Source organism: Tardiphaga sp. OK246, assembly GCF_900188215.1.
Classification (GTDB): domain Bacteria; phylum Pseudomonadota; class Alphaproteobacteria; order Rhizobiales; family Xanthobacteraceae; genus Tardiphaga; species Tardiphaga robiniae.
In genome coordinates, this window is sequence record NZ_FZOX01000008.1 from 41,480 (window position 1) to 56,082 (window position 14,603).

Here is a 14,603-nt window from a genome sequence, read left to right on the forward strand (position 1 = left end):
TCGGCCGTCTTATCGAGGAGAAGCGAAATGACCAACCAATCCAGCAAGGTAGCCATCGTGACGGGCGCATCCCGCGGCATCGGTGCAGCCATCGCCGAGCGGCTGGGCCGCGACGGCTTCACGGTCATCGTCAATTACTCCGGCAATGCCGCGCTGGCCGAGGCTGTCGCACAAAAGATCGAAGCCGCGGGTGGCCGCGCGCTGACCGCCAAGGCCGATGTCAGCGATCCCGCCGCTGTGCGCGGGATGTTCGATGCAGCGGAGACCGCCTTTGGCGGCATCGACGTGCTGATCAACAATGCCGGCATCATGAAGCTCGCGAAATTCGCCGACGCCGACGACGCATCGTTCGACCAGCAGATCGCGGTCAATCTGAAAGGCACGTTCAACACCATGCGCGAGGCGGCGAAGCGGCTGCGCGACGGCGGTCGGGTCGTGAACTTCTCGACGGGCGTCGTCGGCACCAAGCTCGAGAGCTACGGCGTCTATGCCGCCACCAAAGCTGCGGTCGAAACCATGACGGGCATCATGGCCAAAGAGATGCGTGGCCGCTCGATTACTGTGAACGCCATCGCACCCGGCCCGACCGCAACCGACCTGTTCCTCAATGGCAAGTCGCCCGAACTGATCGAGCGTTTCGCCAAGGCGACACCAATGGAGCGTCTCGGCACCCCCGAAGACATCGCCAATGCCGTTGCTTTCCTGGTCGGCCCTGAAGGCGGCTGGATCAACGCCCAGGTGCTGCGCGCCAATGGCGGGCTTGTGTGAGATCGGAGCGACTGCCGCGCGTCATTTCTTCTTCCAGGCGCGGTAGTCGCTCTCCACCAGTTCCGACATGGTCTTGGCGGCTTTTCCGAGCCATCCCGGAGGGCGCTTCCTGAGATCGGCGCGCAGCGCTTTTGCGCCGATCTTGCTCGCGACGTGAATGGCAGCGAGATCCTGCCCCATCGCGTTCAATAGCTGCGTGGTCAGTTTGGCCAGCTCGGCGCCCGGACTCTTGCCGAGTTCAATCTTGCGGGAATCCGGCGCCAGCCGGCGGATCACGAACTTGCCGTCAATGGTCAGAAACGGATCCGGCGCGCGATAGCGTCCAAACGCCAGGGCGTGAAGATGCGAGACTCTGGATTTTGACCCATGCGCCCACAGCCAGGCCGAAGGGACGAGCGCCTTTGCCTCCCTCAGGCAGAAACCACCTTCAGCAGTGGCGACGGCCACGTATCGTGGCCGGCCGAGGCCGCCGGTGCCCGCGACACGGCTGCCAAATCTCTCGATCGTTGCGCCCTTCAGCGACTTTTTCAGTGCCTGGACGACCTTTGCAGGCGGCTTGGCGGTCGGATACTTCTTCACCTCGTTCCAGAACTTCGCCGGCTTCTTGCGTGCGCGAACGGCATAGGGCCGCATCCAGAATTCGCGTTGATCCAATAAAGCCGGATGGGGATCGGCCAGACCCTTGCGGTAGCCGGCGAGAATGGCACGCGAGATTGCCGCTCTCCCAAGTCTCATGCCCGGCGCAAGCAGCGCGCTGGTCGCAAGCCGAACGAGATCGAACAGATACGGCATCTTCGCCGCCTCATCGAAATCGTTGATGCCCCATACGAGACGCCCTTCGGCATCGCGCCAGGTCCCGTAATTCTCGAGATGCACGTCCCCGACGCAGAGGACATGCGGCGCATCGCATAATGTCGGGCAGAGGTCTTCGATCTTCCTTGCCCACCGAAAATACGTGCCACGCAAAAAGACGAAGGAGTCCTCGCGCATCAGTCGGTGCTTGAGCCTGAGGTCCTTTTCCACGACGTCGCACTGGCCACGCAGCCAACCCTCATACGCGCTATTATCTTCGCGAAAAGACATCTGGGCCTCGCGGTCGCTCAAAAAACAATCAAAAGATGTATTGAATTCAGGATGCACCATAAGACGGTGCAACGAAACCGGCTACGGCAAAATTCGCAGCGCCGAACGCAAAACGCCGGGTATCAGAGACACCCGGCGTTTTGAATTCTCGGTCGAAGATGCGTCTCAGGACTCGGCGCGGCCACCCTGGATCACGACGACGCGACTGCCGATCTTCACGCGGTTATAGAGATCGACGACATCCTGGTTCATCAGTCGGATGCAGCCGCTTGAGACGGCATGGCCGATGGTCTCGGGCTCGGTGGTGCCGTGAATGCGGAACATGGTGTCGCGGTCGCCCTGGTAGAGATACATCGCGCGCGGCCCGAGCGGATTATCGATACCGCCCTCCATGCCGCCCGCCATCTTGCGGTAGCGCGCCGGTTCGCGGTTCATCATGTTTTCCGTCGGGCTCCAGTGCGGCCACTCGGCCTTGCGCTTGATCACCGCAGCGCCGGCGAAAGCGAGGCCGGCCTTGCCGACGCCGATGCCATAGCGCATCGCCTTGCCGTCGCCTTCCACGAGATAGAGATGCCGTGCGGCCGTATCGACCACGATGGTGCCTGCGGGCTCCTTGGTGCGGTAAGCGACGCGCTGACGCAGCATCGCCGAATCGATTCCGGAGACGTCGATGGCCGGCAGCGTGTGCCCGCCGTCATTCAACTCGGCATAGCTGGCGGACGGACCGCCAAAGCCGGTGGACGACATCATCCCCCCGCTGCTTGCACATCCTGCCAACACAGCGGGCAACATCAAAAGCGCCAGAAGGCGCAGCCCGCGTGATCCACCAAAACCTGTCATTCCCAACCCTTGCTGCAACGCGTCCAACCCGGACGACCCGCACCTCATACAGGGCTGAGCGATCAAATCAGGCTCAACAGCGTGTCATTTCGCTCATGGAACAGCTCTGGACTGCACTTTGCGCGCCGCTGTGGTGATCGCGCCACAGCCGCGCAGGCTCACGAATAACCTCAGGTTGATCAATCGCCTTTGAGGGTCGGCGAGCGCGCAGCACGGGCTTTCCCACGGAACCGCAGCAGCGATGGCCGCCCATGCGGGCCGAAGCGCTCCACCATGGGTCTCACCGGCCCTGTTGAGGCCTGAGGCCGACAGCATTGAGGACCGCGCCAGGACAACGCGATTCAACACGACGTCGTCCCGCAACTATCAATGCGCGGACGACCGCTACAAATGCCACGCGCATGACGGGATCGATACCATGTCCATTGGAAGGACGACGTGCTCGATGAAGTCCACGCGCCTTATAATGCGAAGCACTTGCAGCTGGATTTCACGGCTTGCATCGTTGTGATCGGCATATTAGAGCACACAGCCGCGTGAGACTTCGCGTTACCCCAACGAGATTTTCAGATGACAAGCGTTCGCAGTCTTGCGCAAGGCAGCATTGCCGTTGGCCTGCTGGTCCTCGGTATGAAATACGCTGCCTATCATCTGACCGGCAGCGTCGCACTGCTGTCCGATGCGATTGAAAGCATCGTCAATGTCGTGACGGCCATCGTCGTTTTGCTTGCGACCACGCTGAGCGCGAAACCGGCAGACGACGATCATCCCTACGGGCACCACAAGGCTGAATATTTCTCGGCCGTGCTCGAAGGCGTACTGATCGTGCTCGCCGCGATCCTGATCCTGCGCGAAGCCTATCAAAGCTATCTGACACCCCGCCTCGTCGAAGCGCCCTGGCTCGGGCTGCTCGTCAACGCAGCGGCGAGCATCATCAATGCAGGTTGGGCATGGGTGCTGATCAGGCAAGGTCGCATCCACCGCTCGCCTGCCCTGGCAGCAGACGGCCGCCATTTGCTGTCCGACGTATATTCTTCAATCGGTGTTCTCGGCGGCGTCGGAGTAGCGGCACTGTCGGGCATCGCCATTCTCGATCCCATCCTTGCGGCGCTCGTCGCGCTCAACATCCTGTGGGCCGGTTGGGGCCTGATGAAGGAGTCGCTCAGCGGATTGATGGATGAGGCCATCCCGCCAGCCATGCTCGCGAGCATCAAGCAGACCATATCGGCCCATGCCGACGGCGCCATCGAGGCGCACGACCTGCGCACCCGCCGCGCCGGCAGCATGACCTTTATCGATTTCCATCTGGTGGTGGCAGGATCGACCACCGTGAGCGCCGCGCACGACATTTGCGACAAGCTCGAGACCGCGATCCGCCAGGAGATCGGCGAGGCTCTGATCACCATCCATGTCGAACCCGACGACAAGGCCAAGCATTCCGGCATCGTCGTTCTCTAGATTTCGGGTAACTTCGCTCCACGAACGGCTTTGACAGGTTCCGCCCCCGTGTTAATCGGGAGGCGAGGATCGTTCCCGTGACACATGTTTCGCGCAAACGCTGGTTTGGGGCCGTGGCATCTTTGGCCGCTGCCTATGCGCTTGTGCTCAATGTCGTGCTGTCGAGCCTGTTGCTCGCCGCGATCTCGCCGACCGCGCAGGCCGCAGGCTTCGAGCTCTGCCTCACCCATCCTGACCTTGCCGCATCCCCTGACGACGCCGGCAAGACGTCAGGCGCTCCGGCGGTGCATTGCCCGATTTGCGTCGGCACCCATGCGCCCGGCGCTCCGCCTGCCTCCGCGACTTTCCTCGTCTCGCGCATCGCCATCGCGATCGCTCCCGTTGCCGCCCTCGACGATCGCATCGTTGCGACCGCCGCAACCTCCGACCACCGGGCCCGCGCGCCACCGCACCTGAGCTGACGTTCCACGCCGTCAGACGCCGCGCATAAGCGCGCGCGTTGCTCAGTTCAATCCCGGTGGAGTTTTCCCCATGCTATCCGTTTCCATGCGGCTGCGCAGCGTCCTGCTCGCATCCGCGGCCGCGCTCGTTCCCAGCGCGGTGTCGGCCCAATCGGCCCTTTCAACATCGCTTCCGGCGGTTACCGTCGACGCACCCGCGCAGCAGCGCGCTGCAGCCGCGCGCAAGCCACGCAACGCGGCGCCAAACGCCCGTACGGCCCGCAGCACCCCTGCGGCCACACCAGCTCGCGTCGACGCCCAGGCGCCGAGCGTGCCGGGCGCGCTCACAGTGCTCACTGCGCAGCAGGCACTCCGCGAGATCCAGCAGACGCCCGGCGGCGTCGCGCTGGTGACGGCGGATGCGTGGCGAACATCGACGCCGTCGAACACCATCAAGGACATCCTCGACTACGTACCGGGCGTGTTCGCGCAACCGAAATGGGGTGACGACACCCGGCTGTCGATCCGCGGATCGAGTCTGTCGCGCAATTTCCATCTGCGCGGCGTGCAGCTCTATATGGACGGCATCCCGATCAACACCGCCGACGGCTATGGCGATTTCCAGGAGATCGACCCGACCGCCTATAAATATGTCGAGGTGCTCAAGGGCGGCAACGCATTGCGCTTTGGTGCCAATTCGCTCGGCGGCGCGATCAATTTCGTGACACCCACTGGCCGCGATCCTTTTCCGAACGGCGCGTCGGTCGACATGGGTGCTTTCGGCTTCCGCCGCCTGCAAGCCAACACCGGCGGCGCCAATGGTCCGTGGGACGGTTTCATCACGGCCTCGACGCAATCCGCCGATGGCTTCCGCGATCACAGCTACGGCGAGGCAACACGCGTCAGCGGCAATGTCGGCTACCAGTTCTCGCCGGACTTCGAGACCCGCTTCTATCTCAATGCCAACAGCGTGCGGCAGCGCATTCCCGGCTCCGTCAGCAAAGACAGCGCGCTGAACTCACCGACGACCGCAGCAGCAGGCAATCTCACCGGCGACCAGCAGCGCAACATCGACACGGTGCGCCTCGCCAACAAGACCACCATCCGGCTCGACAACACCACGATCGACTTTGGCGTCTTCGGCGTCGATCGGCACCTGATGCACCCGATCTTCCAGTATCTGGATTACAGCTATCAGGACTATGGCGGCTTCGCGAAAGTGACCGACGACCGCAATATCGGCGACTATCGGAACGTGTTCGTCGCCGGCGTGAATGTCATCAACGGCCGGATCGACAATAACCAGTATGTCAATGTCGCGGGCCAGAAGGGCGCGCTGGCGTCGTCCTCGATCGACCGCTCGAAGAACACGTCGGTCTATGTCGAGAACTCGCTCTATGTGCTGCCCACCGTCGCATTGATTGGCGGCACACAGTTTCTCTACGCCACGCGCAATCGGCAGGATCGTTTCCTGAGCGATGGCGACCAATCGGGCGCCACCGAATTCAACCTGTGGAGTCCGAAAGGCGGATTGCTCTGGAATATCGATCCGACCTGGCAGGCTTACGCGAATATCTCGCGCAGTGCCGAAGTCCCGAGCTTCGGCGAGAGTTCGAACGGCCCGGGCATCCCGACGATTCCCTTCACCAGCATCAGGCCACAGCGTGCGACCACCTATGAAATCGGCACCCGCGGACGACGTCCCGACCTGACCTGGGAACTGACGGGTTACCGCGCCAACATCACCGACGAATTGCAATGCATTTACAGCGCCTTCGGCAATTGCAACGCCACCAATGCGGATCGCACCATCCATCAGGGCATCGAGGCCGGCCTCGGTATCGCTGTCTTCAAGGGCATGTTCGACGCGGGTCCGCAGCCGGACAAGCTCTGGCTCAACATGGCCTATACGTTCAACGACTTCCGCTTCGACAATGACGCGACTTTCGGCAACAACCTGCTACCGGGCGCGCCGCGGCACTATCTGCGCGCGGAATTGCTCTACAAGCATGCCAACGGCTTCTATCTCGGCCCGAATCTCGAATGGGTGCCGGAAGCTTACTATGTCGACAGCGCCAATACGCTGAAGACCGAACCCTATGCGCTGCTCGGCCTGAAAGCCGGCGTCGACAATGGCGGCACATATTCGGGCTACATCGAAGCACGCAACGTGCTCGATACCCGCTACATCGCCTCCGCCAGCATTCTCAATCAGGCCACGGCGACATCGCCGCTGTTCGAGCCCGGCACCGGCCGCGCCATCTATGCCGGCGTCAAGGCGAGGTGGTGAAGATGATGAATTCCGCTATGCTTCAATCCACGAAAGGACGTTCCATGATCAACCGCTCCATGCTGTTGCTTCTCACTGCGCTGGGCGCAGTGGCATCGCCTGCTTATGCCCATGTCTTCGTGCAGAGCGGCCCGGCCACGGTCGGCGGCTCCTATCGCGCAGTGCTCGCCGTACCGCATGGTTGTGGCGCCTCGCCGACGACGAAAATCACCGTGCAGATTCCGGAAGGGATGATCGCAGTGAAGCCGATGCCGAAGCCAGGCTGGACCATCGCCGTGAAGAAAGGCGCCTATGCGCAGTCCTACGATTTCATGCACGGCATGAAGGCGTCGGAAGGCGTCAAGGAAATCACCTGGACCGGCAAGCTCGACAACGACTTCTATGACGAGTTCGTATTCTCGGCCTATCTGCCTGCCGCATTGAAGGCCGATGCACCGCTGTATGTGCCGACACTGCAGACCTGCGAGCAGGGCTCGGAAGACTGGGCGCAGATCCCGGCTGCGGGGCAGGATCCGCACAGTCTGAAATCACCGGCGCCGATCGTTCGCCTTGCCGCGGCATCACCACACGATGCAATGGCGCAGATGGCCGGCATGGTTCATGCGGGCGACCTGATGATCATGACGCCCTGGACGCGTGCCACACCGCCCGCGGCCAAGGTGGCCGGCGGCTATCTCACCATCACCAACAGCGGCAAGACCAGCGACAAACTCCTGGGGGGCACATTCACCGGCGGCAGCCGCATCGAAGTGCATGAGATGAGCGTGACCGATGGCGTGATGAAGATGCGTCCGCTCAATGAGGGGCTCGAGATCAAGCCCGGCGCCACCGTGAAGCTCGAGCCCGGCGGCTATCACCTGATGCTGATGGATCTCGCCAAGCCGTTCGCCAAGGGCGACAAGGTGAAGGCGCAGCTACAGTTCGAGAAGGCCGGCAAGGTGGACATCGAACTCGACGTCAACGCCGTCGGCGCTTCCGCACCGGCCGGCGGCGGACACGCGCACTGATCACGTCAAGACGCCGCGCACCGCACATGTTGCGGTGCGCCTGATGTCTACGGACAAGGCCGCGATTGTGTCGCGTGTATCCTGGCGTTAGTGCAGCCGGGGAGCTTTCAGCATCTTGGAGCGGTCCGTCGATACCAATTCGACATCGAATGTATCGCCACCGCGATAGAGCGTCAGCGGCACGTCGACACCGGCCGGACCGAGCGCCCAGAGTGCGCGATAGAATTCGACGGAATCGGATACCTCCTCACCGTTGACGGCAAGAATCACGTCGCCGGTCTTGAGCTCGGCCCGAGCCGCGGGCCCCTTCCTGGCGATCCCGACCACGACGACCTTGTCCTCGACCTCGGCGGCATACAGCCCGAGCCACGGCCGCGGCGGCTTGTTGGCACGACCATAGGTCTTGAGATCGTCGAGGACCGGCTTCAGCAGGTCGATCGGCACGACCATGTTGAGATGTTCGTTCTTGCCGCCATGCTCGCGCTCGATCTGCAGCGAGCCAATGCCGATCAACTCGCCCTTGGCATTGATCAGGGCGGCACCGCCCCAGTTCGGATGCGCCGGATGCGTGAAAATCGCATCGTCGAGCAGGTATTCCCAATAGCCGGCGAATTCCTGTGTCGCGGCGATCTTGCCGGCCACGGACCGCGTGCGTCCGCCGACGCCGCCGACCACCACGCGATCGCCGATCTTCGCGCCCGCCGATTCACCGAGCGGCAGCGGCGCAATGTCGATCTCGCCGAGCGCCTGCACGAGTCCGAAACCGCTTTCCTGATCGACGCCCAGCGCCGTGCCCTGCACCACGCGACCGTCGCCGAGATGTACCCAGATCGTTTCGGCCTCGGTGATGAGATAGCCGATGGTGAGAATGAGACCGTCACCGATCAGCACGCCATTGCCGGCGCGCTCGGTGCCGAGCGTATCTGCCGTAAAAGCATCTTCCGGGATGATGCAATGCAGCCCAACCACCGCCTCCAGCGCCTGTTCGAGGTCGAATCCGTAATCCTCAGCACGCGGCTGCACGCCCGGGGGCACTTTCCACTCGGTCAGTGAAGGCATGCAAAATCTCCTTTGTCCGGGATGGGTAGCCCCCGCCATATAAGAACCGATCGCGGACGTGGAAGTCCAGCCTGTGAACTTAGCGACACTGCGGCGTTTGGTTACGCAGCGGGACGTTGTGCGAGCCACGCCAGCAACACCGCATTGACCTCGCGCGGATAGCAGTGGCTGAGATCGTCGATCTCGCGATAGGTGACGTCGGCGCCGGCGATCGTGAGCGCCTGCTGTGCCTCGCGCGCAGTCTGCACCGGAAACATCCAGTCGAGACGGCCATGGACGAGATGGATCGGCAGGCCGCGCAGGCGATCTGCATCGGCGAACTGCGCCATCAGCGGATGGAAGGTGGAGGCCACCGGTGCCAGATGGGTGAAGGGCGACTCGGCGCGGAGGCCGCTGACATAGCAGAAGGTGCCGCCATCGCTCATGCCGGTCAGCAGCAATTGCGCGGGATCGATATGCCAGCGCGACTGCACCAGATCGAGAATGCGCGAAAGATTCGGCGTATCGGCATCGTCGCCCATCAGCGCCCAGGTGCTGCCGATCGCCGTCGGCGCGATGAGGATCGCGCCAGAGCTGCGCGCATCGGCGAGCCAGCTCCACAAGAAAGCCCGGCCGTTGCCGCTGCCGCCAAGCAACGCCATCACCAGCGGCCAGGCACGATCCGGCTTGTAGGTTTCCGGCACATACATCGAGAAACCGCCGCGACGTCCGGGCTCGCCATCATGAATGACGCCGGTGTTCTCTGCCGAAGGCAATGCCAGTCGTTCAAGCAGTGCCGTGTTCTCGCGCATGTCAGGCGGAAGAAAGAACGTACTCACAGGCGGCAGCCGCGCCACCGTGGCATAAAGCGATTCCTGCGCGCGCGTGGCGTGGCGCAATGCACGAAACACCATCGGCAGATCGCCACCGGGCTGCTGGGCCGCGCGCAAGCCGGTAAAGGCTGTCAGCGCCGCGTCGCTCGCCGCATCGAGATGTGCCCGCAGATCGCTAAAATCATCCGGCCATGCGTTGAGCTCTGCCCGCACCGCCTTGAGCGCCTGATCGGGCTCGCCCACCGCTTCCATAACGGCACCGAAAGTCGGCGGATGCAGATTGCGCGCAACGAATTGCAGCGCCTCGAGCGACTGCAGCAGGGGCGGCAGCAGAACAACGATATCGTCGACGACTATGTCGCTCATCGGAAGCTCCGGGCAAATCGTTTGGCCCCATCAACCCAGGACCGAGCGAGAAGCCAGAGACCATACTGATACGACGGCAAAGCGGCCATCTCCGCGGCCGGCGAAAGATCTGTCAGCCCAGTTACAGATCATCCAAATCACTCACATCCAGTACAATCGCTGCATCGCAACATTGAAATACCATAGACTTCTCTATTTTGTATACATATACAAAATTTATGAGCATCAGCCCGATCGCCGCCAGGCCCTATCTGAGAGACGAAGTCTATACGGCCCTGAAAGTTCGGCTGGGGGTGCGTGCGGCCGGCCTCACGGCCCCCTTGCGGCTTCGCGAAGAGGAGCTTGCGGCAGAGCTCGGGGTCAGCCGGACGCCCGTACGTGAGGCCATGCGCAGGCTCGAGCAGGAAGGGCTGATCACGTTTCGCCCGCGCCGCGGCGCACGGCTGATGCCGACATCGCTGCCGGAATATCTCGAATGGCTGTCGATCCGAGAAATGCTGGAAGGTCTGGCAGCGCGCGAAGTCGCCCTCAACGGTGCGAATGATGTCGCGCCCCGCCTGCGGGCCGTGTTCGCCGATTTCGATGAAGCCGGCGCGCTGGCACGGCCCGCCGAATATGCCGCTGCCAACACCGCCTTTCATGCGCTGATGATCAAAGAGAGCGGCAACGCCCTGCTCGGCAAAACATGGGACTCATTCGGCCATCTGAAAATGGCGGGACTGCGCTTCATCGAGCGTCTCAATCGCGGCTCGCAATCGTTTCATGAGCACCACGACATCATCGACGCGATCGCGCAGCGCGATCCCGACCGCGCGGAAATGCTCGCACGACGGCATGTCCGTTTGCTGCGCGACCAGGCAGCGGCGTCGCTGAAAGAATTTGACCTCCCCGAACAGAATGAGACGACCACATGATCTTCCTGACTTTTGCAGCCGCAGACGGATCGCATCTCGGCCTCGTGATCGATGACAATGTTCTCGATCTGACGAAGGCGTGGCCGGATGGCCAGGCCTCCGCGCCGCGCCATGTCGGCGATCTCGCCGAAGCCGGCGAAGCGGGGCTCGCCATCGTGCGTGGTCTCGCATCCACCGCGAACGCCGCGAACCTTGTTGCGCTGGCATCGCTGACGCTGATGGCACCGATCCCGCGGCCAAAGAAGAACGTTTTCTGTGTTGGCCGCAATTACAAGGATCATATCGACGAAGGCATGCGCGCGCAGGGCAAAGCGCCCGCCCCGCTGCCAAGCGTGCCGGAATTCTTCACCAAACCGCCGACCGCCGTGATCGCTTCAGGTGAAACCATTCCGCAGCATGCCAATGTCACCGAACAGCTCGATTACGAGGTCGAGCTCGCCGTCATCATCGGCAAGCCTGGCAGCAACATTTCCGCACAGAACGCCTTCGATCATGTGTTCGGCTATTCGATCATCAACGATATCACCGGCCGCGACATGCAACGCCGTTACGGCCAGTGGTTCAAAGGCAAGGGCCTCGATCGCTCCTGCCCGTTCGGGCCGGTTGTGGTCCATGCGTCCGCCCTGCCGAATGTTGCCGACATCAGAATCTTCAGCACGGTCAATGGTGAGATACGTCAGGACAGCCGCACCAGCCGCATGATCTTCGATATTCCAGCCATCATCGAACATCTGACGCGCGGTCTCACGCTGGAGCCCGGAGACGTGATCGCCACCGGAACTCCGTCCGGGGTCGGCTATGCGATGACGCCGCCGCGCTTCCTGCTCAAGGGAGATCGCGTCACAGCCGAGATCGAAGGCATCGGCATCCTGTCCAACAGCATCGTGGCCTGACACGGCACCGCACTCGCCAAGAACAAGGACAACAACATGAGCGACTCCCGGACATTTCGCGTGCAGCGTGCGACATCGGACTTTCGCTGGCCGAATGGCGCACGCATCGGCATCGTCTTCAACCTGGCCTATGAGGCCTGGTCGCCCGGCAAGGCACCGGGCATCGGGCCGATGGGTAACGTGTTGCAGCCCGGCTTTTTCGATACCAACGCACATTCCTGGGCAAGCTACGGCGCCGTGCGCGGCATCCAGCGCCTCACGCGCATCGCTGCCGCGAACGATGTGAAGACCAGCATCATGGTCAACGGCGTGCTGGCCGAAACCCACCCGACCGTGCTGAAGGAACTTCATGCCGCTGGTCACGAGATCGTGGCGCATTCCTATGGCATGGATGTCATCCCGGTCTATTTCGACGAGGCCGGTGAGCGCGCCAATATCCGCCGCACCGGTGACCTCATCGCCGCCGTCACCGGCGAACGTCCGAAAGGATGGATCAGCCCACGCGGCACCGGAAGCCTGATTTCGCCAAAGCTGCTCGCTGAGGAGGGCTATGTCTGGTTCGGCGATTGCAATGACGACGACCTGCCCTCGATTATCACGCAGAAAGATGCGCCGGAGCAGCGCATCGTCGGCATTCCGCTGACGATGGACGTGAACGATCTGCCGCACAGCATCCGCTACGGCAATGCGCCGGCGACGCTGATCGACCAGTTCCGCGCCATCCTCGACAATGCAAGCCAAGCCGACGCGGCACCGTTCATGCTCGATGTCACCGCGCATACCCATGTGTTCGGTCGGCCGGCAGGCGCGTGGGTTTACGACGCCATGATCAAGCTGGCGCGCAAGCGCGACGATGTCTGGATCGGCACGCGTATGGAGATTGCCGAATACGCGCTGGCGCAGGGCCGGTGGTTCAAGGACGAGGTGTTCTGAACCACGCCCGTTGAGGAGGCGCAAAAGCCTCCCGAAAAAAACATCGAGGAGGAATATCATGACGCACTTCTTCAAGCGCGCATCCAGCGCGGTCGTCATCACCGCAGCGCTGCTGACGGCGATCGGTCCCGCCGTCGCCCAGCAGCCCTATCCGGCGCAGCCCGTGCGCCTGCTCGTCGCTTTCGCGCCGGGCGGCCCCGCCGATATCATCGCGCGCATTGTCGGACAGAAACTGAACGACCTGTGGCGCGAACCCGTCGTGATCGAGAATCGCGGTGGTGCCGGTGGCAATATCGCGGCTGCCGCGGCTGCAAGGGCCGAACCCAATGGCTATACCGTGCTGGTGACAACAAGCGCATTCGCCGTCAATCCGAGCCTGTCGGCAAAGGCCGGCTATTCGCCGGATGAATTCAAGACCGTGGTGGTCGCGGCGACCACGCCCAATCTGATCGTCGGCGCGCCTAGTCTCAACGCATCGACCCTGCGCGAGGTGATCGCCTCTGCCGCCAAGGAAAACTTCACCTATGGCACCGCCGGTGTCGGCACCACGCCGCATTTGTCGGCCGAAAAAATATTCAAGCTCAACGCCAAGGCCAACATCGTGCATGCGCCGTTCACGGGTGCAGGTCCCGCGCTAAATGCCGTGATGGGCGGTCACACGCCTCTGGCCAGTGTCGCCTTGCCCGCGGCGATGGAGCTGGTGAAGGGCAAACAGGTGAAGGCGCTGGCCGTGACAAGCCGCGAGCGCATGCCATCGCTTCCGGATGTCCCGACCGCGCGCGAGCTCGGACTGAGTGACGACGAGGATGCAACCTGGGTGGCATTCCTGGTACCGGCCAAGACGCCGCAAACAGTCATCGACAAGCTCAACGCCGACGTGAACAAGACGCTTGCAGATGCAAGTGTTCGCGAACAATTCGACCGCATCGGCTTCGCGGCCGTTGGCGGCTCGGTGACCGACTCCCAGAACTATGTGCGCGGAGAGATCGCCAAATGGGGCGATATCATCCGCAAGCTCGAGCTGAAGCAGGAATAGCGACCTAGGCGTAGCGCCCGACGCCCCTACGGATCCAGTTCCGTATCCCAATAGAGATAGTCCAGCCAGCTGCCGTGCAGATAGTTCGGCGGAAACAGCCGGCCGTTGCGATGCAGCTGGTGCACCGTCGGTGCGAACGCCGTCTGGCGCGGGAACATGCGCGCCTGCTGCGTGGTCATGTTGCCCTTGCGCAAATTACAAGGCGAACAGGCCGCAACAACGTTCTCCCAGGTGGTCTGGCCGCCCTTGGAGCGTGGGATGATATGATCGAAGGTCAGATCGTCATGCGAGCCGCAATACTGGCAGGAGAAGCGATCACGCAGGAAAACGTTGAACCGGGTGAAGGCGGGATGCGTCGTCGGCTTCACGAACGACTTCAGTGACACCACGCTGGGCAGCTGAAATTCGAACGAAGGACTCCGCACCGCGTGATCGTAGTGCTCTACGATATTCACACGGTCGAGAAACACTGCCTTGATCGCGTCTTGCCACGACCACAGCGACAGTGGGTAGTAACTCAGCGGCCGGAAGTCCGCATTGAGGACCAGAACCGGCCAACCGCCTTGCGAGACATGTGCGTTCAAGTAACGCTCCTGACCCCCACATATGGCTGCGAAGCAACCTGTCTCCACATACTACAGGCAGCGTGACAGGGTTGTGAAGGGCATAGGGCAGGCCTTATCCCCTCACAAAAGCGCCGCGTT

14 protein-coding genes are annotated in these 14,603 nt (G+C 62.4%); 9 read left to right on the forward strand and 5 right to left on the reverse strand.

Annotated features, from left to right (window positions below):
* Positions 1–27 precede the first annotated feature (27 nt).
* Entirely contained in the window at positions 28–768 is a 741-nt protein-coding gene (locus CHC01_RS28005; protein WP_089267630.1) for an SDR family oxidoreductase, read from the forward strand.
* A gap of 21 nt (positions 769–789) precedes the next feature.
* On the opposite strand, the gene CHC01_RS28010 is transcribed toward CHC01_RS28005, so the two are convergent.
* Positions 790–1,851 carry a DUF2252 family protein gene (locus CHC01_RS28010; RefSeq protein ID WP_089267835.1) on the reverse strand — a complete coding sequence of 354 codons (1,062 nt, stop codon included), beginning with the start codon at positions 1,849–1,851 and terminating at the stop codon, positions 790–792.
* Positions 1,852–2,016: 165 nt separating this feature from the next.
* Positions 2,017–2,601, reverse strand: a complete 585-nt coding sequence (locus CHC01_RS28015) for a L,D-transpeptidase (protein ID WP_231079050.1) — start codon at positions 2,599–2,601, stop codon at positions 2,017–2,019.
* Between the two features lie 660 nt (positions 2,602–3,261).
* Between CHC01_RS28015 and CHC01_RS28020 the strand changes: the two genes are divergently transcribed.
* From CHC01_RS28020 to CHC01_RS28035, 4 genes are all read left to right on the forward strand, one after another.
* Positions 3,262–4,149, forward strand: a complete 888-nt coding sequence (locus tag CHC01_RS28020; protein ID WP_089267632.1) for a cation diffusion facilitator family transporter — start codon at positions 3,262–3,264, stop codon at positions 4,147–4,149.
* A 77-nt stretch (positions 4,150–4,226) separates the two neighbouring features.
* Positions 4,227–4,610 carry a DUF2946 family protein gene (locus CHC01_RS28025; protein WP_141137190.1) on the forward strand — a complete coding sequence of 128 codons (384 nt, stop codon included), beginning with the start codon at positions 4,227–4,229 and terminating at the stop codon, positions 4,608–4,610.
* 70 nt (positions 4,611–4,680) lie between these two features.
* Positions 4,681–6,879, forward strand: a complete 2,199-nt coding sequence (locus tag CHC01_RS28030; protein ID WP_089267634.1) for a TonB-dependent receptor family protein — start codon at positions 4,681–4,683, stop codon at positions 6,877–6,879.
* Positions 6,880–6,923: 44 nt separating this feature from the next.
* Positions 6,924–7,886 (forward strand): DUF1775 domain-containing protein, encoded by a 963-nt coding sequence (locus CHC01_RS28035; RefSeq protein WP_089267836.1) that lies wholly within the window; start codon positions 6,924–6,926, stop codon positions 7,884–7,886.
* An 87-nt stretch (positions 7,887–7,973) separates the two neighbouring features.
* Here the strand turns inward: CHC01_RS28035 and CHC01_RS28040 are convergent, their stop codons facing one another.
* Together CHC01_RS28040 and CHC01_RS28045 are read right to left on the reverse strand one after the other, a co-directional pair.
* Positions 7,974–8,945: a S1C family serine protease gene (locus tag CHC01_RS28040; RefSeq protein WP_089267635.1), complete on the reverse strand. Its 972-nt coding sequence runs from the start codon at positions 8,943–8,945 to the stop codon at positions 7,974–7,976.
* A gap of 101 nt (positions 8,946–9,046) precedes the next feature.
* Positions 9,047–10,123, reverse strand: a complete 1,077-nt coding sequence (locus CHC01_RS28045; RefSeq protein WP_089267636.1) for an alpha/beta hydrolase — start codon at positions 10,121–10,123, stop codon at positions 9,047–9,049.
* Positions 10,124–10,341: 218 nt separating this feature from the next.
* Between CHC01_RS28045 and CHC01_RS28050 the strand changes: the two genes are divergently transcribed.
* From CHC01_RS28050 to CHC01_RS28065, 4 genes are read left to right on the forward strand one after another with little or no spacing between them, the layout of a single operon-like run.
* Entirely contained in the window at positions 10,342–11,037 is a 696-nt protein-coding gene (locus tag CHC01_RS28050; protein ID WP_089267637.1) for a GntR family transcriptional regulator, read from the forward strand.
* Positions 11,034–11,930: a fumarylacetoacetate hydrolase family protein gene (locus CHC01_RS28055; protein WP_089267638.1), complete on the forward strand. Its 897-nt coding sequence runs from the start codon at positions 11,034–11,036 to the stop codon at positions 11,928–11,930. Before CHC01_RS28050 ends, CHC01_RS28055 begins: the two co-directional genes overlap by 4 nt.
* 36 nt (positions 11,931–11,966) lie before the next feature.
* Positions 11,967–12,863 carry a polysaccharide deacetylase family protein gene (locus CHC01_RS28060; protein WP_089267639.1) on the forward strand — a complete coding sequence of 299 codons (897 nt, stop codon included), beginning with the start codon at positions 11,967–11,969 and terminating at the stop codon, positions 12,861–12,863.
* A gap of 58 nt (positions 12,864–12,921) precedes the next feature.
* A complete protein-coding gene (locus tag CHC01_RS28065) occupies positions 12,922–13,899 on the forward strand; it encodes a Bug family tripartite tricarboxylate transporter substrate binding protein (protein WP_176454731.1) in 978 nt (325 codons plus the stop codon).
* Between the two features lie 26 nt (positions 13,900–13,925).
* Here CHC01_RS28065 and CHC01_RS28070 read toward each other — a convergent pair whose 3' ends face one another.
* The gene (locus CHC01_RS28070) at positions 13,926–14,483 is read right to left on the reverse strand and encodes an HNH endonuclease (protein WP_089267641.1); all 558 of its coding nucleotides are present in this window, start codon (positions 14,481–14,483) and stop codon (positions 13,926–13,928) included.
* Between the last annotated feature and the right edge of the window lie 120 nt (positions 14,484–14,603).

Excerpts from the sequence above, each read along its gene's own strand:
- CHC01_RS28040 (WP_089267635.1), bottom strand. The coding sequence starts at position 8,945 with ATGCCTTCACTGACCGAGTGGAAAGTGCCCCCGGGCGTGCAGCCGCGT.
- CHC01_RS28020 (WP_089267632.1), top strand. The coding sequence starts at position 3,262 with ATGACAAGCGTTCGCAGTCTTGCGCAAGGCAGCATTGCCGTTGGCCTG.
- CHC01_RS28010 (WP_089267835.1), bottom strand. The coding sequence starts at position 1,851 with ATGTCTTTTCGCGAAGATAATAGCGCGTATGAGGGTTGGCTGCGTGGC.
- CHC01_RS28055 (WP_089267638.1), top strand. The coding sequence starts at position 11,034 with ATGATCTTCCTGACTTTTGCAGCCGCAGACGGATCGCATCTCGGCCTC.
- CHC01_RS28015 (WP_231079050.1), bottom strand. The coding sequence starts at position 2,601 with ATGATGTCGTCCACCGGCTTTGGCGGTCCGTCCGCCAGCTATGCCGAG.
- CHC01_RS28035 (WP_089267836.1), top strand. The coding sequence starts at position 6,924 with ATGATCAACCGCTCCATGCTGTTGCTTCTCACTGCGCTGGGCGCAGTG.
- CHC01_RS28065 (WP_176454731.1), top strand. The coding sequence starts at position 12,922 with ATGACGCACTTCTTCAAGCGCGCATCCAGCGCGGTCGTCATCACCGCA.
- CHC01_RS28050 (WP_089267637.1), top strand. The coding sequence starts at position 10,342 with ATGAGCATCAGCCCGATCGCCGCCAGGCCCTATCTGAGAGACGAAGTC.
- CHC01_RS28030 (WP_089267634.1), top strand. The coding sequence starts at position 4,681 with ATGCTATCCGTTTCCATGCGGCTGCGCAGCGTCCTGCTCGCATCCGCG.
- CHC01_RS28005 (WP_089267630.1), top strand. The coding sequence starts at position 28 with ATGACCAACCAATCCAGCAAGGTAGCCATCGTGACGGGCGCATCCCGC.
- CHC01_RS28045 (WP_089267636.1), bottom strand. The coding sequence starts at position 10,123 with ATGAGCGACATAGTCGTCGACGATATCGTTGTTCTGCTGCCGCCCCTG.
- CHC01_RS28060 (WP_089267639.1), top strand. The coding sequence starts at position 11,967 with ATGAGCGACTCCCGGACATTTCGCGTGCAGCGTGCGACATCGGACTTT.